The 24,826-nt window shown below is 42.1% G+C and carries 22 protein-coding genes; 6 read left to right on the plus strand and 16 right to left on the minus strand.

Going from position 1 to position 24,826, the window contains the following annotated elements; all coding sequences use genetic code 11:
* Nucleotides 1–14: 14 nt before the first annotated feature.
* The 10 genes from OEG80_RS07245 to OEG80_RS07290 all read right to left on the minus strand — a co-directional run bounded on the left by OEG80_RS07245 (nucleotide 15) and on the right by OEG80_RS07290 (nucleotide 9,502).
* Nucleotides 15–512, minus strand: coding sequence for a CvpA family protein (locus tag OEG80_RS07245; protein WP_011513439.1), 498 nt, complete (start codon nucleotides 510–512; stop codon nucleotides 15–17).
* 98 nt (nucleotides 513–610) lie between these two features.
* Entirely contained in the window at nucleotides 611–1,645 is a 1,035-nt protein-coding gene (locus OEG80_RS07250; protein WP_011513438.1) for a quinone-dependent dihydroorotate dehydrogenase, read from the minus strand.
* A 309-nt stretch (nucleotides 1,646–1,954) separates the two neighbouring features.
* On the minus strand, nucleotides 1,955–2,356 hold the full coding sequence (locus OEG80_RS07255) for a DUF4870 family protein (protein ID WP_227500764.1): 402 nt from the start codon (nucleotides 2,354–2,356) through the stop codon (nucleotides 1,955–1,957).
* A gap of 245 nt (nucleotides 2,357–2,601) precedes the next feature.
* Entirely contained in the window at nucleotides 2,602–3,162 is a 561-nt protein-coding gene (gene gspM, locus OEG80_RS07260; RefSeq protein ID WP_263240104.1) for a type II secretion system protein GspM, read from the minus strand.
* Between the two features lie 2 nt (nucleotides 3,163–3,164).
* Nucleotides 3,165–4,478 (minus strand): type II secretion system protein GspL, encoded by a 1,314-nt coding sequence (gene gspL, locus OEG80_RS07265; RefSeq protein WP_263242482.1) that lies wholly within the window; start codon nucleotides 4,476–4,478, stop codon nucleotides 3,165–3,167.
* A gap of 117 nt (nucleotides 4,479–4,595) precedes the next feature.
* A complete protein-coding gene (gene sixA / locus OEG80_RS07270) occupies nucleotides 4,596–5,054 on the minus strand; it encodes a phosphohistidine phosphatase SixA (protein WP_263240105.1) in 459 nt (152 codons plus the stop codon).
* A gap of 99 nt (nucleotides 5,055–5,153) precedes the next feature.
* The gene (locus OEG80_RS07275) at nucleotides 5,154–6,449 is read right to left on the minus strand and encodes an NAD(P)H-dependent glycerol-3-phosphate dehydrogenase (RefSeq protein ID WP_263240107.1); all 1,296 of its coding nucleotides are present in this window, start codon (nucleotides 6,447–6,449) and stop codon (nucleotides 5,154–5,156) included.
* A 198-nt stretch (nucleotides 6,450–6,647) separates the two neighbouring features.
* Nucleotides 6,648–7,307 (minus strand): nitroreductase family protein, encoded by a 660-nt coding sequence (locus OEG80_RS07280; protein ID WP_263240109.1) that lies wholly within the window; start codon nucleotides 7,305–7,307, stop codon nucleotides 6,648–6,650.
* 185 nt (nucleotides 7,308–7,492) lie between these two features.
* Entirely contained in the window at nucleotides 7,493–8,599 is a 1,107-nt protein-coding gene (zapE, locus tag OEG80_RS07285; RefSeq protein WP_263240110.1) for a cell division protein ZapE, read from the minus strand.
* A 243-nt stretch (nucleotides 8,600–8,842) separates the two neighbouring features.
* Complete coding sequence (locus tag OEG80_RS07290) at nucleotides 8,843–9,502, minus strand: alpha/beta hydrolase (RefSeq protein ID WP_149408493.1); 660 nt, start codon at nucleotides 9,500–9,502, stop codon at nucleotides 8,843–8,845.
* 502 nt (nucleotides 9,503–10,004) lie between these two features.
* On the opposite strand from OEG80_RS07290, the gene OEG80_RS07295 reads away from it, so the two are divergent.
* From OEG80_RS07295 to xseB, 3 genes are all read left to right on the plus strand, one after another.
* The gene (locus tag OEG80_RS07295; RefSeq protein ID WP_011513429.1) at nucleotides 10,005–10,373 is read left to right on the plus strand and encodes a hypothetical protein; all 369 of its coding nucleotides are present in this window, start codon (nucleotides 10,005–10,007) and stop codon (nucleotides 10,371–10,373) included.
* 199 nt (nucleotides 10,374–10,572) lie between these two features.
* On the plus strand, nucleotides 10,573–12,117 hold the full coding sequence (gene xseA, locus OEG80_RS07300) for an exodeoxyribonuclease VII large subunit (protein WP_263240113.1): 1,545 nt from the start codon (nucleotides 10,573–10,575) through the stop codon (nucleotides 12,115–12,117).
* 72 nt (nucleotides 12,118–12,189) lie between these two features.
* Nucleotides 12,190–12,435: an exodeoxyribonuclease VII small subunit gene (gene xseB / locus OEG80_RS07305; protein ID WP_020443296.1), complete on the plus strand. Its 246-nt coding sequence runs from the start codon at nucleotides 12,190–12,192 to the stop codon at nucleotides 12,433–12,435.
* Between the two features lie 39 nt (nucleotides 12,436–12,474).
* Here xseB and pncB read toward each other — a convergent pair whose 3' ends face one another.
* The 5 genes from pncB to OEG80_RS07330 all read right to left on the minus strand — a co-directional run bounded on the left by pncB (nucleotide 12,475) and on the right by OEG80_RS07330 (nucleotide 21,226).
* Nucleotides 12,475–13,716: a nicotinate phosphoribosyltransferase gene (gene pncB, locus OEG80_RS07310; protein WP_149408497.1), complete on the minus strand. Its 1,242-nt coding sequence runs from the start codon at nucleotides 13,714–13,716 to the stop codon at nucleotides 12,475–12,477.
* Between the two features lie 405 nt (nucleotides 13,717–14,121).
* Nucleotides 14,122–15,957 (minus strand): bifunctional peptide-methionine (S)-S-oxide reductase MsrA/peptide-methionine (R)-S-oxide reductase MsrB, encoded by a 1,836-nt coding sequence (gene msrAB, locus OEG80_RS07315; RefSeq protein ID WP_263240114.1) that lies wholly within the window; start codon nucleotides 15,955–15,957, stop codon nucleotides 14,122–14,124.
* A gap of 569 nt (nucleotides 15,958–16,526) precedes the next feature.
* On the minus strand, nucleotides 16,527–17,441 hold the full coding sequence (locus OEG80_RS07320; RefSeq protein WP_149408501.1) for an ATP-binding cassette domain-containing protein: 915 nt from the start codon (nucleotides 17,439–17,441) through the stop codon (nucleotides 16,527–16,529).
* A 109-nt stretch (nucleotides 17,442–17,550) separates the two neighbouring features.
* Entirely contained in the window at nucleotides 17,551–19,491 is a 1,941-nt protein-coding gene (locus OEG80_RS07325) for a glycine betaine ABC transporter substrate-binding protein (RefSeq protein WP_263240115.1), read from the minus strand.
* A gap of 262 nt (nucleotides 19,492–19,753) precedes the next feature.
* Nucleotides 19,754–21,226 (minus strand): coniferyl aldehyde dehydrogenase, encoded by a 1,473-nt coding sequence (locus OEG80_RS07330; RefSeq protein WP_263240117.1) that lies wholly within the window; start codon nucleotides 21,224–21,226, stop codon nucleotides 19,754–19,756.
* A 434-nt stretch (nucleotides 21,227–21,660) separates the two neighbouring features.
* Here OEG80_RS07330 and lipB point away from each other — a divergent pair, with 434 nt between their 5' ends.
* The 3 genes from lipB (at nucleotide 21,661) to OEG80_RS07345 (ending at nucleotide 23,835) form a co-directional block, all read left to right on the plus strand.
* The gene (lipB, locus tag OEG80_RS07335) at nucleotides 21,661–22,518 is read left to right on the plus strand and encodes a lipoyl(octanoyl) transferase LipB (RefSeq protein ID WP_133104171.1); all 858 of its coding nucleotides are present in this window, start codon (nucleotides 21,661–21,663) and stop codon (nucleotides 22,516–22,518) included.
* Nucleotides 22,519–22,704: 186 nt separating this feature from the next.
* On the plus strand, nucleotides 22,705–23,235 hold the full coding sequence (locus tag OEG80_RS07340) for an inorganic diphosphatase (RefSeq protein WP_133104170.1): 531 nt from the start codon (nucleotides 22,705–22,707) through the stop codon (nucleotides 23,233–23,235).
* A gap of 135 nt (nucleotides 23,236–23,370) precedes the next feature.
* The gene (locus tag OEG80_RS07345; protein ID WP_133104169.1) at nucleotides 23,371–23,835 is read left to right on the plus strand and encodes a hypothetical protein; all 465 of its coding nucleotides are present in this window, start codon (nucleotides 23,371–23,373) and stop codon (nucleotides 23,833–23,835) included.
* 162 nt (nucleotides 23,836–23,997) lie between these two features.
* On the opposite strand, the gene OEG80_RS07350 is transcribed toward OEG80_RS07345, so the two are convergent.
* Nucleotides 23,998–24,627, minus strand: a complete 630-nt coding sequence (locus tag OEG80_RS07350; protein WP_133104168.1) for a DedA family protein — start codon at nucleotides 24,625–24,627, stop codon at nucleotides 23,998–24,000.
* Nucleotides 24,628–24,826: the final 199 nt, after the last annotated feature.

Raw genomic sequence — 24,826 nt, forward strand, 5'->3', positions numbered from 1 at the left:
TTTTTATTCAACCCTTATGATTGATTGACCTGATCCCAAGCCATCCCAAACATATCTGAGACGAGCGCTTTACCGACAGGCGCATAAGGTAATAGCTCAGGTGCCAGTACAGATGTCTGCCACTGCGGCATTTGTACCAATAGTGGCGCACTGATGCTAAGAATCACTAAAACCATCAGCACATTTTTAGCAGCACCTAATAGGCCACCTGCCATCTTATCAAGTACACCCAAACGTAAAGTTTTTAAGACACCTGAAAAGACAAAAGCAACCAAGTGCATGATAGCCAATATCGCAATCACTACCAATAAAAAAGCAGCAGCCATCTGTAAGACAGGGTTCTGGATGATACTCGATAACTGCGGTGCTACGGAAGCGGCCAATCGACTTGCTGCAATAAGAGCGATAAACCAACCGACCAAACCAACTGCCGTCTTAATCAGACCCACTTGAAAGCCGCGCCATAAGCCTATTAGCACCACAACAGCAATCACAATGTCTAAACCACTCATGTTTACCGCCTCGTTACTTTATATCTTTTGTATCAGGTATTGAATTAAGTATTAGATAACAAGCCTTCATACTTTTAATGTAAGCCATATAGCTTAAATTAATTTTCCATCGCGTCGTAATAACCACCGATAGACTGTATACAAGACTGTACAAGTCCAGGCCCTTTGTAAATAAGCCCTGAATAAAGCTGAACCATATCTGCGCCCGCTTCGATTTTCTTGACAGCTTTAGCGCCACTATCGATACCGCCGACCCCAATCAATGCCACTTTACCATCCAGCTGATCAGAGAATTGTTGTAAAATCTGCGTACTAATGTGGCTGACCGGACGACCTGATAAACCGCCTGCTTGATCGCCATCGGGCAAATCTTCGACGCCTACGCGGCTCAATGTGGTATTGGTCGCAATCAAACCATCAATCTCGAAATCCAGCAGTTGCTGAGAGATATAATCTACCTGTATTGGATCTAAATCAGGCGCGACTTTAAGAACCAATGGCACATAAAAACCGTATTCTGTTGCCAATTGACTGTGGCGGTTTTTGATCGCATCTAACAAATGAGTTAATGCTTCTCCGCTTTGCAGGTCACGTAAATTTGCAGTATTTGGCGAAGAGATATTGACAGTGATGTAGGAAGCATGTGGGTAAACACGCTCTAAGCAGTAAACATAGTCATCAGCCGCTTTTTCAACTGGCGTTGCAGCGTTTTTACCGATATTAATGCCGATATTGCCTTTGTATTTACAGCGCTGCACATTTTCAATGAGGTAGTCGACGCCTTCATTGTTAAAACCCATACGGTTAATAATGGCGTCTGCTTGTTTGAGCCTAAATAAACGTGGTCTATCATTACCGGCTTGCGGCTTTGGGGTGACCGTGCCTACTTCGATAAAGCCAAAACCAAGTTCAGCTAAGGCGTCAATATAATCGCCGTTTTTATCTAGCCCAGCAGCGAGACCAACAGGATTAGAGAACTGCAAGCCCATGCAATCAGTTGGCTGCATAGATTGACCATAAACCAAACCTAAAACACGCGCTTTATGAGCTTTATCCAATAAGGATAAGGTCATTTCATGCGCGTGTTCAGGGTCCATATTAAACAAAAAAGGGCGAAGTAAGGCATAAGACATAGTAACGACAGACCCTGCTTGAAAGTGAAAATGAATAAAGAAAACCAATGTGGTCAAGCGCAGCGATTATATCAGCTTAGTCGAAATAAGACCAAAGTTTCATCAGCCAATTTTACTATAGAGAATATATAGTGAATTCAGTATTAAAACGATACAGCGGGACTGGAATAAATTTTACGCAGCCTCTATCGGCGTAGGCACAGCACGCCAGAAAAATTTATTCCAGTTCCGCGTTGCAATATAGCGTATCTATTTTATTTGGAATCGACTATAGCTATCTACTCTCTATATTAAAATACAGCTCAATTATTAAGGAACAGGTCGACCATCCGCTAAAGCAATCCAGCCTCGCACGATACGGTATAAATGCCAAATAAAGGCAACACCCATAATAATAAAACCAATGCTTGCTAGTAATACCGAGCCGACAGCGATGTTACCGCTATCCGCCATCATACTAACGCCAAAACTACCAAGAGCAAAAGTAATGATGCCAATGCCAACGATAAACCACACAATACTGTACCAAAATGTTTTAATTTGCCAGTCAAAGTGCGTGGCAAGCCATGTGCCATCAGCATCACGACGTTTGGCATAATTCATAAAGATAGGCACAATCCACAGCAAACCGGCAGTAAAATAACTGAGTACATATAATAAATACGTAATGTGGTTATAAGTTACTAAAGAGCGGCTTTGTTTATTATTCATATTATCACTCATCGGATTATTTATATGATCACCTGTCATGGCATACATAGCATATTGTGCTGATTATAAAACCCTACACATAAATGAGGCATGAATTTTAAAGTGAAACATTTGTTATAGCTATTTTATAGTGTCTAAGAAGTACTTTTTCAATAAGGTCTGCTGTATAAATGGGTTTGTTAGCATAAAAGCTATTGGCTACTTTTGAGTAAACTTTATCCCAATGCTCCTAGCCCCTTGCCCCTTTATGATGAGGTAACGGTAGCCTGAACCTGAATCGCTTTAGTGAGCAAATCTTGCTGCATAGACAACTGAGTGAATTGCCAGCCTTGTTGTTCAAGCTTACCAAGGGCAGCACTCACCACTGCTTGACTCGGATTGTTAAAGCTCAGTTGTACCGTCTCACCATTAACAATTACTTGCGCATCTACAATGCCTGAATTAGTCAACAGCGCATTGACACTACTAGCAGCAGGTATTGCTTCTGCACCATCAGTAGTATTGGCAGCCGCTAACGCATTACTATCTATATTACCTGCTTGAGCACGTAACCAAAAATAATCAGCAACCTGCTCTTGATACTCGTTTTTGCTATTATTGGCTGCCTGATGAATACTATAACCGCCGTAACCGCCAACAAACAGTAGTAAAAAAGCAGACAATAATAGCAAAGCCAACTGGTCACGAGAAGACAGTGCTTGCCAGCGTATAAATAGCAGGTTTTGATAGCCAGTCATTCGCGCTGATAATGCCCTTGTCTGCAGCATCGTTGTGCTACGTTTGGTACGGCGCTGTAGTATTTTCATCATTACCCTTTATTGCCGACACTGCTGTTGTTGTCTATAACATTGACCGTTACTTGACCGCTAAACTGCCCTTGCTCATTGCCATTCACTTGCTCTAGTTTTGCCGTTAGACCTTGCGCGACGAGTGTAGCAGTAAACTGATCAAGACTGCCGCGATCAGGAGCAATCAACGTAAAGCTAAGTGCTGAAGGCTGCATAAGCAATGCTTGCGCCTTTAATGACGACTGTTTAATCAAAGGGGATATACGCGAAAGGACTGCAATATGTGACGCGGTTGCTTGGCTATCGCTACGCAATTTTGGCTCTAATTGAACTTGTAGTTTGGTACGCGTACTGAGTGGCTCATTTGGAAACCAAGACTGATATTGTGTCACAATCTCAGTCTTAGTCGCAGTTGTTGCCTCATTATATTGATACCACTGCACCGCATCAGTCGCCATCTGCAATACCAGTGCCGATAACGCCACCATCAGCGCCACACGAAGATAAGGCGACAACTGCGAATCCGTTGACTTAACAAAAAAGTTCAGCGCATGACGCTCTGCGTTATCAAGTGGTTTTGGCGTCGTCACTAGTGTGGTTAATAACAGTTGATGCTCAGCTATCATGTCAGCTGTAATCGCGGTAAAGCTGCCTGCTACTATAGAGTTTTCAATCTCAGTTCGATTAGCAAGCTCATTATCAGTCATAATGATATCAGTAGCAATGGCATCAGAAATGTCGCTGGTAACGTAAACAGCGTTATCAATGGCAGGTACTATCAAGACCTCGCTTAAATGCGGAAAACGCTCAAAGATTAACGGTAGATAGCTGACTGCCATACCTTGATATAAAGATTGGCGAAGCAACACGGTTTCTTTGTCTTGATATAGGGTGATTTGCTGCCCAGCCCCTTCTTCTGGCAGTGGCAGTAATAGAAAATCAGGCAATAAAGCAACGATATTCATGCCAGCAAGCTTTGCGCTTTGTTGCCATAACTCGATATCACTTTGTGCCAGCGCATACAGATGATGCGTGTTGTTATGACTCATTTGCCGAATAGCCAATTGCTCAACAGGCGTTAAAGACGTCTCTTCAAACAAGTACTGTTTGCCACTACTGCCTAACTGCTTAAGCTGAGTGCTGTTTAGCTCCGTATCGACTTGTAGCATATGGGTAGATGGAAAATAAAGACAAATGGCTTTTTGGCTATTTGCTTTATAGCGACTATAGATATCCTGTAGCTGCTGCCAACCCTCGACCAACTGCCAGTGTTGACTGTCTTCATGCCAGACCGCTAGTGGACTGTGCTGCGCTCTTAACCAAACATGTAACACCAAATGTGTCCTCAATTATTAAAGCCATAATATATCAAAGCTATCGTTTAGCTAAAATGCAGATTATTTAGGACCATCAACAGCAGCACTATTATTAACCATCAATAATAACTTAGATTAATAAGGCTGATCCGGTACAAAGCGGGCAATCTCGCGTGCCATACCTGCCATCACAAAATCCATCTCAAACACACGTGCTTCTGCCAAGGAAAAAGACTCAGGATAGTCATTGGTTAGTAACCCTGCGATATAAGCAACGATAGACATATGACAAACCACCACCAGACACTTAGCTTCAATGTCAGCAATCTCATTCAACGCTTGACGCGCATCGTCAGACGGCGTGAGATTGTCTTGTATGCTCGATGGAACAGTAAGCAGTTGTGCCTGGAGTTCTGCCAGTGTTTGCTGTGCCCTCGCATAAGGACTGACCAAAAAATAATCGGGATGATAATGCGTAGTGATATATTTTGCGGTCTGCTTTGCTTGCTGCTGACCAAAATCCGTCAGCTGGCGGGCGCTATCGGGACGCGTCTCGTCTTCTGCTTGACCATGGCGCATCAAAACAATTTTCATAAGTTATCAGCCTTTTTTATTGTTGTTATATCGCCAGTTCAAATTATAAGTAACTCTCTTTTAATGACACACTATTGCTATTGCGCTAACAACCTCTTACTATTTATTACCCTGCTTACTTTTATCCTCTTTTGATTGACTGTTTGCAGTTTGCATTTGCGCGGTCAGCGAAGCATTACTGTGGTCGTGCTCCATGACAAATTCAACATCACTACGGAAACCCGCTTCCATCAAATGCAGGGCAACACCAAGCGCCGCTTTGTCTTCATAAATGACGGCATGTAACGCATGAGTAATAGGCATATAAATGCCTTCTTTAGTGGCTTTTTCATGTACTTGCTGAATGGTATTCACCCCTTCAGCAGTTTGTCCCAATTTTTTGACCGCTGCATCAATCGTCATCCCGCGACCAAGCATATTACCGATACGATAATTACGACTTAACTCCGAGCTACAAGTGGCATACAAATCCCCGACACCTGATAGCCCTAAAAAGGTCAGCGGATTGGCACCGGCATGTACACCAAAGCGACTCATTTCCGCTAAGCCACGGGTCAATATCATGGCTTTGGTATTTTCACCAACCTCGTAAGCAGCTGCCATACCCATAGCAATGGCATAAATATTTTTTAGCGCGCCGCCAAGCTCAACACCGCGGATATCATCACTAGCAAATACTCTAAAGAATGCACTATGTAATGCCGCTTGTACGGCATGACGTAATGGTTCAGATTCACTAGCGATTACCGTAGCAGATGGCATATTTTTCATGATTTCTATAGCAAGATTTGGACCAGACATCACGCCAAAATTTACTTCAGGTAGCTCGTCTTTGATGATGTCACTCATCAGGGAAAAAGTGTCTTTTTCCATCCCTTTGGTCAAAGAAACAATAGACTGCCCACTAATAAAAGGGGCGATACTTTTAAGCGTTTCGCGAAACGCCAATCCCGGTACGGCAATGAAGATAATATCCGTATCTTTGACTGCGGCTTGCAGCTCATGACTGTATTTTAGGCGGTCATCAAGCTTATAGCCTGGCAGGTATTTTTTATTCATTTGCGATTTTGCCATCGCTTTGACCGTACGCTTGTTGCGCACCCACAACGTGGTATCGCAGCCATTGCGTGCCGCTAAGTTTGCCATGGCGGTGCCAAAGCTACCGCCGCCTAATACCACTAAACGCAGCTTGGTCGGATTTTTATGTATCTCTTCCATTTTTTTTGCTACGGCAGATTCCACCACACTTGGATTTAATTTTTTACGTCCAAGACTAGATTTGGTGGCACGATCAATGATACCAGACAACAATTTATTTTGTTTTTCAGCCACTTTTTGCTCAGCTTGAGTGCTGTCTACGTTGGTATCTGTGCTTTTGTCATTAGCGCTTATCATATGTTTTATCCGAATTGACTGACTTTGTGATAAATTCATTTATGCTGAGTATACAGTGAGCGCAGCAAAATGTATGAACAATTATTTGTACAAATTAACAGTATTTTTTAGGCTACTAGCTCAGCCAAACAGCCATTCTCGTTAAGTCATTATTTAGCTATGCCCTTGGTTGCCCACTATATTATGCAATAAAGACTTTTATTGATCAAAGCGCATCAGTGGTTCAATATCAATCGGCTTGCGCGTTGGCATATCACAAGGGCTGCTGCCGGTATAAACAAAAGCCGTGACATAATCATCTGCACTTACATCAAAATATGCTTTAACAGCAGGCTCATTACAAAGTAGTCCAGTACGCCACACCGTACTAAAACCTTGTGCCTTTAGCGCTAAGATGAGGTTTTGAACTGCCGCACCCGCACTAAGCATCTGTTCAAAGGATGGTACTTTTTTATGCACTTGCATTTGTGTGACGACAGTAATAATAACGGGTGCACGTAATGGCATATTATAAGTTTTTTGTCGCTCTTTTTCAGATAGGGTATCGCCTTCTTGTGCTGCTTTGGCTTCAGCTGCCACCAAAAATGCACGACCTAGCTCATGACGAGCATTACCCTGTGTGACGATAAAGCGCCACGGCTGTAGTTTCTTATGATCTGGGGCTGTCACTGCACAATCGATAGCGGCTTTTATCTGGCTTTCTGTCGGTGCAGGGATACTCAGATTACCAATACTGCGCCTCGATTTAATCCAATTGATCAGTTGTTCATCGGTCACTTGTGAGTTGGTTACTATCGGACTTTCGGTATTGTTTGGCTCATCATTATTATGGTCGTGACTCTTTTCAGAGGTACTCATGGTCTATCCTTATTCATTATTATAAGTGTTTAGCAGTTAGGCACATTTGCCTGTTATAGGTAATATTATTATAGTTTTATGGGATATAAGTAGAAACAAACCAGCTGCTGCTGCTATATTGTTATAGAGTAGCCAACAGTATTGGACAACAACTGGTTTTTAATATTTAAAGAATTGAATAAAATCTATGCTGCATCCGAATCTTCAGTACGATGCTCCATTTTCAGATAATCTTCTGACTGCATCTCAAGCAGGCGCGAACGTGTACGTTCAATCTCGAACGCCAGTTTTTGTCCTTGATATAACTCAAGAATCGGCTGTTGCGCGCGCACCAATAATTTGACACGGCGATCATAAAACTCATCAACTAAATAAATAAAACGTCGTGTTGGATCCCGCAAATCATCATCGAGCGCTGGTACGGCATTGATAAGTACGGTGCTGAACTGCTTAGCGATTTCAATAAAATCAGATGCCGACCGCGGCTCCATGCATAAATGACGGAAGTCGCAAAATAAGATGTCATCGGTACGCGCATTAATCCTGATTTCACGACCATTAACAGTGATAGGCTCATTGCTGAATTTTTGATTGTTAGACAAGCTGGCAAAACGGTTGGCGGGCCAGTGATGATTGGCTTTGGTCATGGGCGACTCGTATAGCTCAGCTTGTTGCAGCACACGCAAGCGATAATCAATACCGGAGTCGATATTCATAACGCTGGTATGCTTCTCAACTTCGGCAATAGCTGGCATAAAGCGATCTCGGTGCAAGCCATCTTTATAGAGTCCAGATGGCTCAATATTTGATGTCGCTACCAAGGTAATACCGCGATTGAATAGCATGGTGAACAAATCACCCAAAATCATCGCATCAGAGACGTTAGAGACAAAAAACTCATCAAAACAGATAATCACCGCTTCAGCATAGATGATATCAGCGACTTTTTCTAACGGATCACTCTCGCCTTGGAGCTTATGTAGCTCTTGATGTACCCGCTGCATAAAATGATGAAAATGTTGACGCATCTTGCGCTCAATGGTCAATGAATCATAAAACATGTCCATCATCCATGTTTTACCACGTCCTACCCCGCCCCACATATACAAACCTTTGGGTGCAACAGGCTTTGCTTTTAAAAAACTAAAAAAGCCTTTTTTCTGTACCGCGTTATCATTGAGCTGATGGTAAAGACCATCCAAGTAACTCATCGCCAAATACTGCTGCTCATCACGAGTAAACTCATCCGTGCTGATGGCTTGCTCATAACGCTGTAAGGGAGATAAACTCATAATACGACTCATCATTAAACAAAATAAATATCAGAATAAAGTATTAATACCGACAATCGCTACTAACTTATGATTTTTACACTGAGATAGTAGCAACTGGTTTATCAGAATGGCTTATCACAACCATTCTTTAGGTTAACACAGCTTAAGGTTGTAAAAATAATCCGTTAACTCTTAACAATACTGATTAGCGCAAAGCTATTTTAGGTAGCTTAAAGGGTATTAAGCGCTCTGTAGCTAATACTATATGTCGCCGTTATACGTATGCTGCTCCAAAAGCTTTTTCAGCTCAGACAAACGCCCATGAAAAAAGTGTCCTGCGCCATCAACAACGCTCACAGGAATGCCCAGTCGATCAGCAAATTCTTGCATATTATCAGGGTCGATGACTTCATCTGCATTACCATAAATCTCAAAGGTTTTATCGGCGGGTAAGTCTATATCACTGCTGTCATTTTTTTCGACTGAGGGAGCAATGAGAGCAATCTTAGATATCTCAAAATCATCCAGTCCCCATATATGCGGCGACACTAGCACTTGCTCAGCCACACGCGCCGTCACATAACCACCAAAGGAGAAGCCGCCAAGCCACAATTTGCGTGCCGGAGTTTGCTCAGCAATCCATTGTAGCACGGTCATTGCATCAACTACTTCCCCATCAGCATAATCATGCTCACCGGTCGATTGTCCAACACCACGAAAGTTAAAACGTACCACGTGCATACCATTATCACGAGCAAAGCGGTACATGGTCGTCACCACTTTATTATTCATCGTGCCATCGAACAACGGATTGGGATGGCAAAGCAGCGCAACGGTATCCGTATTTGGGTTATTAGAATTGTCTTGTTGCCAAAGCGCGTCAACTTCTAACACGCCAGCAGGAGCGGGAATCAATTGCATATAATACTTATTAGTTAGGAATGAATAGCTCAATTATCCTAGATATGGTTTATATTTCAAGTGATTTGCTGTGTATTGCCGCTATCTGTCGAATTTTTACTATTAATCATAGAAAATTGTCAAAAAATATAGCAGACAGATATTGCTTCAGACAGACATTACTTATGACTTTTGGGCAAACTTAGCGCACCTTTATCGCTGTCTATTTCGGTAGGTAATACAAGCGCAATATCGAACACAATAACCGTCTAGACACTCAATATATCAATAGGGTAAATTCATCGTTTGATAAAAGCTTTAACATATCTATAGTCAGAGAAAAGTAATATCGATACATCAAGTACTGCTGATATTAATTTTTCTTGCTTGCTGTGCCTATGCAGACAGAGGCTGCAAAAAATTTATACCAGCAGCACTGTAGCGTTTTTGAGATATTTTAACTATATCTGTCACTTTTAGGTTCATGCTTTCATTTTTACTTTACCGGAATTAGGAAATACTTATGAAGACTTTTAATAAAACGGCTACTTTAGCAGCCACCTTAGTCGCGGCCCTCACTTTGAGTGCCTGTCAAACCACGCCTTCATCGCCAGTTATTCAACGTGCCAACTCTATTTATGAAACAACTGGTATTGCCAAGACCAAGATAAAAGCTCAGCAAAACGCACTAGATAGTGCTAAGACTACTTGCCGAGGCAAACAGGTGATTATCGTTGAGGATCAAGTGAAATATAATGGCATCTTAAATGAGAGTACAGGGCGTATGATTGGTCAAGCGAGTGCCGTGCTCGGTACCATCCTTGGCACAGGCTCACCAAATTTATCACGTGATGATGACTATGAGTATATGATCAGTTTCCGCTGTCAGTAAGTCATGTCATAAAGCTGTAGTTATATATGTAGTGTATTAGCGATAACTTAGAGCCAATAAGCTTGCGATAAAGATACAATATCAATCGCTGCTTGTTGGCTTTGCTTTTTGTGTAGAGGCTTTTAGGTTAAACTACCCTATCTTATCTTTTACGTCACCTAGCTGGTCTCTAAGCCCTCACTATCTTTGGTCTATTATTATGCGCAAACCCAACCTGTCAAATACCAAGCACACTAAAGTATTAGCGCCTGCCAAAGATTTAGCGACCTTGGAGGCGGAGTTGGCAGAACAAGAAAACAGTCTAGAGGGTAACTTAGAAGATACTGTCCTGCGCCTTAGTGATTACTTATCAGCGGTCGATATGGTGATCAAGCAAACTTTTAATCACCGTGTTTGGGTCAAAGCTGAGATACGAAACTTATCTAGCAAAGGTGGGCATTATTATTTTGAATTGGCAGAAAAAGATGACGACGGTAAAGTCATTGCCAGCTGCCGTGGCAATCTATGGCGCTTTAAAGCGGCGCGGGTTTTAGCCAAGTTTGAGCGCGCAACGGGTATGCCACTGGACCGTGATTTGACGGTTTTATTAAAGGTATCGGCAGGTTTCCATGCGCAATACGGCTTCTCTCTCACCATTGAAGATATTGACCCAAGCTATACGTTAGGCGATTTAGCGCGTCAATATGCTGAGATGGTTGACCGCTTGGCAGGTGAAGGATTATTAAACCTGAATCAGCAGTTGCCAACTCCGTTTGATATCGAGCATGTGTTGGTCATCGCTCCTGAAAAAGCCGCAGGGCTAGGCGATTTTCAAGCGGACGCCAATAGACTCGCGAGTACAGGCGCTTGTCATTTCCATTATCATAACGCCACTTTTCAAGGTAATCATGCCCCAGCAGAGATTCGTCAAGCAATCATCAGTGCTCAGCAGCAATTTGAAAATACTTATCAGCGCCTGCCAGATTTATTAGTAATTATCCGTGGTGGTGGCGCTGTTGGTGATTTGGCTTACCTTAACGATTATGAGCTTGCTGCTTTAGTCGCTGAGCAACCTGTCCCTGTTTGGGTTGGGATTGGTCATGAGCGTGACAAAGTTATCTTAGATGAAGTGGCACATACCAGCTTTGATACGCCATCAAAAGTCATTGCGGCTATCATGGCGCATTTAGCACAGCTGGTCACTCAGACACTGCAATATCAAATGCAGATCAAACAAGCTGCTCAGCGTCAATTAAATACAGCTGAACAACAAACTGCGCGCCAATTGAGCCAAATACAATCGCAAACCATTGGTCAATTAACGGCACTACAAAAAGACAGTGCTTATGCGTGGCGTAGTATCCAACAAAGTGCACATCGTCAAGTGAAACAAGCTGCCAGACAAGCAAGCCAGCTGCATATACAGACTCAAGCCTCTGCTTATCAACAACTTTCACTCGCCTCTACTTATAGTAAAAATCATCAGAAAATTATTATGCAAAGTGCTCAGCAGCAGTTAATACAAGCAAAGCGTGATAGCGCACATCTGCGTGATATTGTACTCTTGCATCGACCGTCACGCGTACTTAAGCAGGGCTATAGCATGCTGACTGATGAACAGGACCAACGAATACTGACCAGTAGCAACCAGCTTTACCCGGAGCAGACCATTCATATCGTCCTAAAAGACGGTAAAGCAAAAGCACAGATTATTGATGTCTATGTTGATGATAAAACGCCAGAATCTGCAAACGCATCCTCTTAATCGTCTAGCAGTACAGAATATCCGCAACCGTTATTTATCTATCTATTTTGATTTTTACTATTAGGAAACATTATGAGCACCCCTACTCGCAAACGCAAAAAAGCCGCCCCAAAAACTTTTAAGGCGGCCTACGATATCTTAAAAACCAATGCTGCTGAATTGCAGCAACAAGATGAGCCTGATATTGATAATCTCATGACCACTGTTGAAGAATCGATTGCCGCTTATCGCATTTGCGAGACTCGTATTAACGCAGTACAACAAGCTTTAGATGCCGCGTTCTCTGAAGAAAACAAAACGGTTGCAAGCGAGAGCTAAATAGCCGTTTTGTCGTGCCTAAATGGCTTTTAATGAAAGCTATTCAGGCTCGTCAACCTCAAACACTTGGCGTAGATAGGCAAGATAGGTGTCATTATTGATCATTGTCTTACCTGGACTATCAGACAGTTTAGCGACCGGCTGACCGTTGCATTCAACCAATTTCAGAACAATATTCAATGGCGTGATGCCCATATCGTTGGTGAGATTGGTGCCAATACCAAAGCTGGTTTTGATTTGACCTTTAAAATACTGATGCAAATCCCACGCCTTATTCAGATCCAAGCCATCACTAAAGGTTAACACTTTGGTTCTTGGATCTATTTTTAGCTTTTGATAATGAGCAATCGCCTTATCACCCCAAAGATAAGGGTCGCCGCTATCATGACGCAAACCATCAAAAAGCTTAGCAAAATACAAGTCAAAATCGCGTAAGAACGCATCCATGCCGACGACGTCAGTCAGCGCAATACCCAAATCACCGCGATACTCGTGTACCCAAGCTTCAAGCGCCGCTTTTTGCGAATCACGTAGGCGCACATCCAGTGCCTGAAATGCCTGCATAAACTCATGTGCCATGGTACCAATGGGCGTCATGCCAAGCTTTTTTGCCAAATAAACGTTGGACGTGCCGCCCACTATGTTTGGCTCAGCTTTGTGCAAAGTCTCAACCACATGAGCTTGCCAGTCTTTATTAAACCGTCTACGTGTACCAAAATCAGCAACGATAAAAGGAGGAATATCACGGCTATTGCCTGCTTGTTCGGCAGCATAACGATGTAACAACTCCACTTTCTTCTCTAAGCGGCGCTGCCCTTCTTCAAGCACACTTGCATCCGTTAATACTTTAAAATATAGCTCATTGACAATGGCTAGTACGAATACTTCGAAGAACATCGCCTGAATCATCGGACCTTCGATATCGATAAATAGGCGACCTTTGTCATCGGTAGTCACCGTGATAAAACGACGTTTTAATTTAAACAATTCCAAGTAATCAACGAAGTCTGAACGCATAAAGCGCAAGCCACGTAAGTATTCTAGTTCATCTTCTAAAAATCGCAATTCACATAAGCTGTCTAGTTGCTGCTCTAAGGCATCTTTGATATCAGAAAGTGGATAAGCGGCATCTTTATTATTACGGCAGCGAAAGCGGTAGACACCATGGGTTTGAGGAAACTGATGTAGCATGGCTTGTAGCATAGTAAATTTGTACAAGTCGTTATCAAGTAACGAGGTAATAATAGGCTCAAAAGTAGTAGAAGTATGGGTAACGGTCATGTTACAGCCTTAAATACAAAAATGAAAAATCGCTAAACGAAGCAAGCGATAAATAGGTGGACATAACGATATAGTAAATGAAAAGTAATATCGACACATTATGTACTGCTGATATCAATTTTTCTTGCTTGCTGTGCCTACGCAGACAGAGGCTGCAAAAAATTTGTACCAGCAGTACCGTAGCGTTTCTAGAGTATTTTGACTATATATATTACTGATAGAACAATCATAAGCGTTTGAGTATAACGAACTTTAGATTATTTTTCAGAGTTCACTATGGATTGCAGCAAAATTACTACGATTCATAGCAGTATTCATCACATTATTAGCCGACTATAACCTATAAAAAAGACGCCAAGAATATTCTTAACGTCTTTTTATAAAATTATTAAACCATGTTATTTACTAAGGTTTCGCAGGTTTAACCAACTTCACTAGTGGCGCATAGCCTGACTGAGGCATCACATTGACTGGGATAAACTGCAATGCCCCGCCATTGATGCAATAACGCAGACCGCCACGGTCTTTTGGACCATCAGGGAACACATGACCCAGATGCGAATCCGCTACTCGTGAACGAATCTCAGTACGTACCATGTTAAATGCCATATCGTCATGTTGCGTAATCACTTGCTTATCAATTGGCTTGGTAAAACTTGGCCAACCACAGCCTGAGGCATATTTATCAGTTGATAAGAATAAAGGCTCACCGCTGACCACATCGACATAGACACCGGGTGCAAACAAGTTATCATATTCATGACTGAATGCCCGCTCAGTGCCTGCATCTTGAGTGATATCATATTGTGCTTTGGTCAAAGTGTTTTTTAACGCGCCTTTATCAAACCCAGCATAACGCTTAGGATCTAACGTCTCAGCGACAGTAGTTACTGATGCAAGCTTAGTACGTACCGTGTCTTCAGGCTTGTCATCGGCAAGGCTTAAATCAACATGACAATAGCCATTCGGATTTTTCGCTAGGTAATCTTGATGATACATCTCAGCTAAGTAAAAGTTGTCCAATATTTTGTTTTCAACGACTATCTTTTGCTTATATTGACTTTGCACACGCTTGATTGCAGCATCAACTACTGCTTTATCTGCTTTGTCGGTGTAATAAACCCCTGAACGATACTGTACGCCGCGATCATTACCTTGCTTGTTTAAACTGGTTGGATCAACCACGCGGAAATAATACTTTAAAATCGTATCCAGATCCGTTTTATCAGCATCATAGGTGACTTTGACTGCTTCGGCATGCCCTGAACCACGGATTACTTGCTCATAGCTTGGGTTGACTGTGTCGCCATTGGCATAGCCTGACACAGCATCTACGACACCATCGACTCGCTCCATATAGGCTTCTACGCCCCAGAAACAGCCACCTGCTAGGTAGATTGAGCGGGTGTTAATCGCCTTACCTTTGTCATTATAATAAACGCCATCTTTTTGCTTAATAGTCTCAATTTTACTGTTGTTATCTAATGTTTGGACATTTGCAGGCTTAGCACTACCAGCTTTGAGTTCAGCAAAATCATTATTCGCATTTTCAGCAAGGGCGTAGGCTTGCTCTGCTGACATATTACCTTTGACCAAATGCACCAAATTACCGTTTTTATCGAGTATTGCCCAGCTTGGATAAACCTGTACGCCAAGCGTATTAATCAGCTCACCTGAGGCATCAATCAATACGGGAAGCTTAGGGTAATCGGCTTGCACGCCAGCATACCAAGTGCTGAATTCGCCATCGGCTTTTTCATTCAGATGACCGGGACTTGCCACAGTGACGACATTTAAACCAGAAAATTTAGGATCAGTGCGCCATTCTTCAGTTTCTGCTAGCGTCCCTAAGCATAATGGGCACCAGCTCGCCCAAAACTTAACCAAGGTGGGTTTACTAGGGTCAATCACAGCAGCGCCATTTTTACCCAAACCCTTGGTCAACTGCGGCAATGCTTGCATTGTTTTGAGCATATCGGATGGCAACATATCACGTGAGCTTTTCACGCCACTATTTTGCTTGCTTGTACTACTACTGACGTTATTCTCTGCACTACTCATCTGCCCACAAGCTACCAATATACCAGCACTCAAGACCGTCGTGACGCCAAACGCACTGATATTCTTTAACCAACGTGACGCAGCTTGCGGTGGGGCTATCGCAGAATTATTAGCGTTCTTATTTTCATGACTATTAGTGTTATGATTATTCGCATCATGATGGTCTTTCTTATGTGGCATGAGATATCCTTTTGACGAAGTCTTACGACTATAAGCTACATGCTGTAGGGCAGCTTATGGTCTTCTTGCGCTATTAGTTAAAGTAAATGAGTAAAGGTTTTGGAGCGATAAACATACTGTAAAAGGGTGAGTCAGGCTTAGTAAAAGCTATAAGACAAAATATAAATAGAGTGTGAGGCTAGAGTTGAAACCTAATGCTGTATCTGTAGTGGCTTTAGCTTAGATAAAGATATGACATGCTTTAAGTATGACTTCCATATTAGAGTATCTTAATAGTATATACTGATAATGGAGTTTTTTTTAATAGTAAAAGAGATGCTGCTACACTTTTTTAACAGCATGGAAATAGTAGAGTGATAGATTACTTTAGCAAAAACCTACCTTTTAGAAAATAATAACGATAACATAAGTCGCTATATAGTCAGTTCAAAATAAAAGCGATACGATTGTAATAACGTGCTATTGGCTATAAATTTTTTGCAGCCTCTGTCACGCCTGCGAACAGCAACCAAGAAAAAATTATAGCCAATAGCCCTGTATCGCTTTTAAAATGAATCGACTATATACACCTACTGCTTAGCACCCATAAATCTAGCGACATACTCATCAGCGGGATTATGACGTAAGTCGCTTGATGTGCCTGTTTGCACCAAACGTCCACCATTCAAAATACTAATACGCTGACCTACCTTGATGGCTTCGTCAATATCATGGGTGATAAACACGATCGTCTTATTCAATCGCGCTTGTAGCTCTAATAATTGATCCTGTAGTTGAGCGCGAATCAAAGGATCGAGCGCCGAAAAGGCTTCATCCATGAGCAATATAGGATTGTCCATTGCCAAAGCACGTGCCAGCCCAACGCGCTGCTGCATGCCTCCTGACAGCTCATCGGGATAGCTACTCTCTAGATTGGATAGACCAACTTCATTCAGCCAGTGCCTAGCTACCTCATGACGCTCCTTGATACTCATTTTTCGCACCCGCAAGCCATAGGCGACGTTTTGAATGACGGTCATATGAGGTACCAGACCAAAATGCTGAAACACCATACTGACTGTTTGCTGACGATATTGCTGAAGCTCTTGATCATTGAGCGCTAAGATATTAACAGCAGAAGAGGGTTCTCCTTTCTCTATTGGCAAGGTATCTTTATTTGTAACTACTGAGTTAGATACTAACTTAGTCACAGAGTCTTTAGCATTGATAGCCGTGTTTACCAATATCTTGCCACTGGTTGGATCAATCAGACGATTGATATGACGTATTAAGGTTGACTTGCCGGAGCCTGACAACCCCATAATACAATGCAGCTCGCCTGCTTTGACCGCTAAATTAATATCATAAAGCCCGACCGAATAGCCGGTTTGTTTCTTTACTGCAATACTATCCATACCCTCAGCCAGCAATGCCAATGCCATTTTTGCTTGTGCGTGACTGGCGTTATATATCTTACTGATATTTTCTAGCTGAATATGATTCATTGTCGTTCTCTTTGTTTTTATTTTTAGAGTTGTTATTTATTAAGATTGATTCATGTAGTTGAGTTATTTTAAAACCGACACAAGGCATTATTATGTCTGCAAATAACTGCTAACCAATCGGGCGTCTACCAGCTTCAATGGTTTTTTGGCGCGCACGCTTACCTTGCCCAAACGCCTGAGTAATGCGGTCAATGATAATCGCCACAATGACAATCGCCGTACCTGCTTGTAAGCCTTGACCAATATTGAGCGTTTGAATAGATTGCAATACATCTTCACCAAGACCTGGCGCTCCGATCATGGACGCCAATACCACCATAGACAGTGACATCATGACGGCTTGGTTTACCCCTGCCATGATACTGGGCAGTGCTTGCGGTAGCTTAATCCAAATAAGCAATTGCAGATGCGTACTGCCAAACGAGCGCCCTGCTTCTACCATCTCATGATTCACTTGAGTAATACCCAAGGTCGTCAGACGAATAAGCGGCGGTAATGCATAAATAATGGTGGCAAACAGCGCTGGCACTTTACCGATTCCAAACAGCATCAGTACCGGTATCAGATATACAAAGCTTGGCATGGTTTGCATCACATCTAATATAGGCGTCACAATCTTACGCAATAGCTTACTTCCTGACATGGCAATGCCGATAGGAATACCAATAACCACCGTCACCCATACTGAAACGATGAGCAATGCCAAGGTATCAATTAACGCGCCCCATAAACCAAATGCCCCAATTAAGAACAACCCAGCGCCGCATGCTAAGGCAAACCAAATTTTACGTACAGCAAACCATGCCAATACCGTCACAAGGGCAATAATTAGCCATGGTGGGATAAGCGTTAATAGGCGCTCAATAGGAAGCAATAAATACGTTAAGGCGACGGTACTGATCGTACGGAATACGTCGCCATGATTGCGAACGACGCTGGCTAAGGTGTTATTCAGTGGAGATTCAAGTGACCATGAAGGGAAGATAGATGATGGGTCTGCTAGGTTCGTACTAGATGCTTTTTTATCAGTCACGATAGCAGCACCCGTTAAGCTAATACCTAATTTAGCTGCAAGGTTGGTAGCTGCCTCATCCGATAACCACTTCTGCCAAACTTGGGGGTTATCACGCAGAAAAACAAAGGCTTGCTCCTCCCCGCTACGTTTGCTTTCACTCATCTCTAAAATAGCACCATTAAGCTCAGCGGGGCTAAATTGGATTTTTTTGAAAACATCTGCAAGCTCAGGATTGGCATCGATAAACGGGGTAGATACAGCGATACCTAAAGGCGATACAGGGAATCCCGACACACAATCAGCGGTGCCATAAGCAAGTAATAAGTCTTGCCAGCAGGCATCATCATGGGCAGGAAATTCCAATGCGGCAAAATCGTATTTTGCCATCAAACCTGTCGGCTGCCAGTAATAAAATAAGAGTGGCTTATGCTGCTCAAAAGCGGAAGCAATTTCAGCATCAAGGGCTGCACCTGTGCCGGGATGGGCATTATTAAAATCACTCTCCAAGCCAGTATTTTTCAGCAATCGCGTATTAAAAATCTCACATGTCCAACCAGATGGACAGTTCATAAAGCGTGATTTGCTGGGGTTTTCAGGGTCTTTAAACAGCTCAGCGTATTTAGGCAGATCTTGATAACGGCGTAGACCCGGGTTTTCGTCCAGTACATATTTAGGAACATACCAACCTTGGGTTGCACCGCCCTTAAGCGTGTCACCAATAACAGCGACTTTATTCTGCTCAATAGCTTGTGTCATGATGGGTGAGCGCCCTATCCACTGCTCTCCAATAACTTGGATATCATCTTGCGACAATGCTGTTTCAAGTGCAGGACCTGCTCCCGGCACCTCCTCTACCTGACAGCCATAGCCGCTCTCAATGATGTATTTTAAAACACCGCTTGTAAACTGACCACTCTCCCATGTCAATGCCCCAAATTTAATCGGTGCTTGGCATGTTGGCACAGCAGCTGATACTGGCAAAGACAGTAAGAGCGAGCTTATAAGCAATAAGCTAAATGCAATCCATTGGCGCACGGCGTTATCCTATTTATTGTCTTTACTATGAAAATAGCTGTCATCAGCCTAATTTGAGCAATTAATAAGCCTATCATCTACTACTGATTTTTATCTAAAACAAACAAAACTATCGTTTAGTGTCACCACAAAGTGTAGCGATTTATAACACTGATAACAAATGATTCTTTAGACAAAAAAATAGCACTTACCGTAGTAGATGCTATTGATGGAGGAATGTGAATAAATACTATCTATTTAATAAGGCAACTATTTTAAACTGCTATTTCAAAAACAGCGCCATTGCCTTTTTAAATAAGCCACCATAGGGCGGTAACAATATATTTAGCCCATTCAATTTGGATTGTACAAAGATAGGTTTCATATGACTCAAACGATCAAATCCAGCTTTACCATGGTAAGCGCCTGTACCTGAATCGCCAACACCGCCAAACGGCAAGTCATGCTGCGCTACATGCATAATCACCTCGTTGATACATAATCCGCCCGATACCGTATTGGTGCGTACCTTATCGATATCACGGCTATTATCACCGAAGACATATAGCGCTAACGGTCGTGGACGGGCGTTAATAAATGCAATCGCATTATCAAGAGTGTCATAGTGCATGAGTGGTAAAACGGGTGCAAATATCTCGTTTTGCATCAAATCACTCTCAGGCGCAGGCTCGCTGACAATAACCGGTGGCATGAGACGCGTTTCAAGATTAGACGTCGCATCAGTGAGTCTATAGACACCTTCACTGGATAAATTCTCTAAATAGCCTTTAACACGCTTGAACTGCTGAACATTAATAATGCGTGAGTAATCAGGATTGCTTTCAATATTGGGATAGTGTTTCTCCATCCACTCTCTTGCCAGACGCACAAATTCATCATGATGTTGGCGCTGAATCAGTACATAGTCAGGCGCGATACACGTTTGACCAGCATTTAAGGTCTTACCCATCATCACGCGATTGACAGCATTTTCTAAGTTAGCACCCTCTAGTACTATGACTGGCGACTTACCGCCAAGCTCAAGCGTGACCGGTGTTAGATTGGGTGCTGCCGCTGCCATTACCTTTTTACCAACAGCAGTAGAGCCAGTATAGAGCAGGTGATCAAAAGGCAGCTCACTAAAAGCCGCTGCAATCTCAACTTCACCGATGACCACACAAACCATATCTGCTGAAAAATAACGTGAAATGGTTTCTGCAAACGTTTGCGCAAATTGCGGCGCCGCTTCACTCATTTTAACCATGATGCGGTTACCAGCGGTAATCGCGTCAATCATCGGTCCTATCGCCAAGAATAAAGGATAGTTCCAAGGTACCATGATACCAACCACACCTAATGGCTGTGGCAAAATCTCATTATGGGCTGGCATATATAGTGCTGAAATCGATACTCGCTGCGCCTTCATCCACCTCTTACCGTGCTTTTTGGCATGACTGATACCCGTAAAGCTCGGAAACAGCTCGGCAAATTGAGTTTCTGATTCACTACGATAGCCAAAATCAGCACTGATAGCATTAGCAAGTAGCTGTTGATTGTCACTCAGCATTAGCTCTAGATTATCGAGTTGGTCTCTACGCGTTGCCCAATCATTGATAGGCTGAGTACGGCTTAGATTTTGCATGCGTGAAAACTGTGACTGCATATCTGCCACGGTTTTGATAATACTAAGCCCTTCGTGCTCATCGTATTGAGGATGCATCGCTTGAACCTGATTGTTTTGATCGCTGTCTGTCATATATCTTCCTTGTCATATACGTGAGAGTCAGCACGTTTTGTCAAATTTAAGACTCTATAGCTATTATTAGACACTAAAAATCACTGATATCACTCTATTATCCTTGTAAACGTGTTATCTATGCAACAAAGCCTAATAGTGAATAAGGCTAAAACATCATTTTCTTAGATATTACTTTTGTTTAGTACCATTTAATGTAGCCCATTGATTCCTGAATGAACAGCATCTTTAATGCACCCATGGGTTTGTATACGATGCGTATCTGCTCACTACAAGGTGCCTTTTGTGACTATTTTATTCTTTTATATTTTTCCAGTTCAATATAATTAAAATTAAAATTTGGGCGACAATATGAAAACTGCTACACTCAATGACAGTAATATTAACAATAGATAGCCCATTTTACATAACAAAAACATAAGACAGCCACTCTCATGCCAAATACTATGCAGGCGCTTAATACGCAACCACTTAATGAAAATCTCATCACAAAGTCACTCACTGCTGCTGATTATGTGGCTACTCTTGATGCCATGTTATCACGCACGTTAGAGCGTATCGCTCTTAAAAAAGAGCAAGGACTGCGTACGCCTGACGAGTTATGGATTGTCGATCACAATGACGTTTATACTCTTGGGCAAGCAGGTAAAGAAGAGCATATCCTGCAACGTACTAATACGCCTATCATTAAGACGGATCGCGGTGGTCAGGTAACATGGCATGGACATGGTCAGCTGGTTATGTATTGGCTGTTTGATTTGGACAGTATCAGCTGGAGTGTGCGCAATATGGTCTCACACGCTGAGCAAGCGATTGAGGATGTGGTCAATGACTGTCTCAAGAGCACAGCATCAACTGACACCAACCATATCAGCGCCCGTGCCCGCCGTGATGCCCCAGGTGTCTATCTATATGCTGATATGGCTACAGAAACGGACAGCGCTCCTACTAGTGATGAGATAGAAGTTGATAATACCATTATGATTGGCAAAATCGCGTCGCTTGGCTTTAAAATCAAGCATGGCTTTAGCTACCATGGTATTGCCATTAATTTAGATTGTGATTTATCAGCATTTAATGCTATCAACCCTTGTGGTTATGCTGGCATGCAAATGTTGCGTTTGGCGGATTTTGTTAATATGAACCAAGCGACCAATATACAGCCAAATAACCTACCGCTTACCGATGACCAAAAGACCCTGAGCTACGAGCAATTTACGCAACAGCTCATCGACAATATCGCAAAACGTCATGCAGGAGACATCCCATTGCGTGAATTAGCGCCAAAATAGGTATTTTTTGTATAATCCTTTTTTGCATAATATCGTGCGCGCTTAGACTTAAGCATTGTGAGAAAATTTGATTCAAACTTGTTATAATCGCACACGGCACAAATTGGGCGCAGTAACGAACCTTGGACGCCGATTTTAACCCTTTACGATTCAAACATTCATAACAAAAGCACATTGGAGTATTTTATGGCAGATTTTAATAAAATTTTGGACGCAGGCGATGTTGACGGCGGCATTATTAATGTCGTAGTAGAAATCCCAGCTGGTAGTAGCCATAAAATTGAGTGGAATCGCGAGTTGGCCGTATTTGAGCTTGATCGTGTTGACCCACAGATTTTTGCCAAGCCTTGCAACTATGGTTTTATCCCACAAACTCTTGATGAAGATGGCGACGAGTTAGATGCGCTTATCATCACAGAACAGCCTTTACCGACTGGTATTTTCTTAAAAGCGAAAGTCATCGGTGTGATGAAGTTTGTTGATGATGGCGAAGTCGATGACAAAATCGTCGTCGTACCTGCTGACGACCGTGATACAGGCAACGCTTATAACAGTCTAGCGGACTTACCAAAGCAGCTGATCAATCAGCTAGAATTCCATTTCAGTCACTATAAAGACCTCAAAAAAGCAGGTACAACGGTGGTTGAATCTTGGGGTAACGTAGAAGAAGCCAAAGAAGTCATTAAAGAGTCTATCCAACGCTGGAAAGATCTATAAATTAAAATGAAATAAAATTGATAACAGTACCGCAGATATGATGATAACTGCGGTATTTTTTTGCTTGAATTTTGACTGTACAACAAGGTTATAATACCCCAATCTACTTATTATCATGCTCAAATAAGGACAGTCATGTTTGATTCTGATTCAGGCTTAGAACCTGCCAAAGTAAAATTACCGAAAACGGTTATCATGATGGTCGAAAAAGGCAATCTGGTCATGGCAATTAAGACGTTAGCCGCTGACGAAAATATCAGTATGGATGCTGCAAAATCTCGCATCGATGCATACGAGCTTGCTCTCAAAAATCAGCAGCAGCAAAAATTAAACAGTATCGCTAATAAACAAGGCATTCCTAGTCAAGCCATGAACTTTGATAGAGAAACAGTCGAAGATGATACTGAGCGCTTGATTAAGAGTAAAGTAAAAAGCACACCAACGGAGCAAAGCTTCCAAAGCCTACAAGAAGGCGTTGACAGTCAGCTCAATGATTTAGGCTATAAAAAACCCCTACTGCCCTACTGGGCAAAGCGACTACTCATCATTGCTATCATTATGGCTGGGTTATTTTGGATAATGTGGCGTGTGTTTGGCTAGTCTTTTATAAGTGGTTCCATTATAGCAGTCTGTTTTAAGTAGTCTGTTAATAGGTTTGAAGGGTGAAACAGTTGGTTCCCTTGGGGTATGCCTAAAATAAAATATTGAGGAATCTATCGGTAAAGTAAAGAACCGTCATTTTCCCCATAAATCGATTTTGTTTTAAACAGTTTTACTATTATGCTGATCAGATAGTCGACGTCTAATAAGCCAAACAACAATCATGACTATGGCAAGTAATAAGAAAACCTTAGAGTAAGGCGCTAGCATAGCTGCAATGACCTCATAGTTTCTACCCAAGTAAAATCCTGAAAGAGTCAATATTGTCGTCCAAATACTTGCCCCTAAAGCCGTTAATATTACAAAAGAAACCAGCGACATTTTATTCATCCCTGCAGGAATGGAAATTAGTGAACGAATACCAGGCACCATGCGACCAAAAAAAACCGCTTTTTTACCATGTTTATCGAACCAAACATTGGACGATAAAATATCCTCAGGCTTAATAAACACGTATTTGCCGTACCTTTTAGTAAAAATCACTAGTCGCTCTTCATTGAATAAAGATCCTAGATAGTAGAGAGGTAGAGCGCCTAAAACGCTGCCAAATGTACCTGCTGCTATGACCAATAGTATATTTAAATCACCTTTAGCTGACGCAAAACCTGCTGCTGGCATAATTAGCTCAGAAGGTATAGGTGGAAAAACATTTTCAGCAAACATGGCAAATATAATGCCAAGATAGCCAAACTTTGCCATGATAACTAGCACCCATTCACTCATTTGATGCATTGGTTTACCTTATCTTGTTAGTGATTTATTTATCATTTAAATAGGTTCAAATAGTAATATGTCATTAGCTTTTCTAAACTAAAATTGGTGTAGATGAAAAGAAATAAAATCTGTATATTAGATTTTCTTCTTAGGGCTTTGGCACTGATATAACGGCATATCAATTGCAGCTAAATATCATAGCGACCCCTATTATTAT

This window comes from Psychrobacter sp. SC65A.3 (genome assembly GCF_025642195.1).
Taxonomy (GTDB): domain Bacteria; phylum Pseudomonadota; class Gammaproteobacteria; order Pseudomonadales; family Moraxellaceae; genus Psychrobacter; species Psychrobacter cryohalolentis.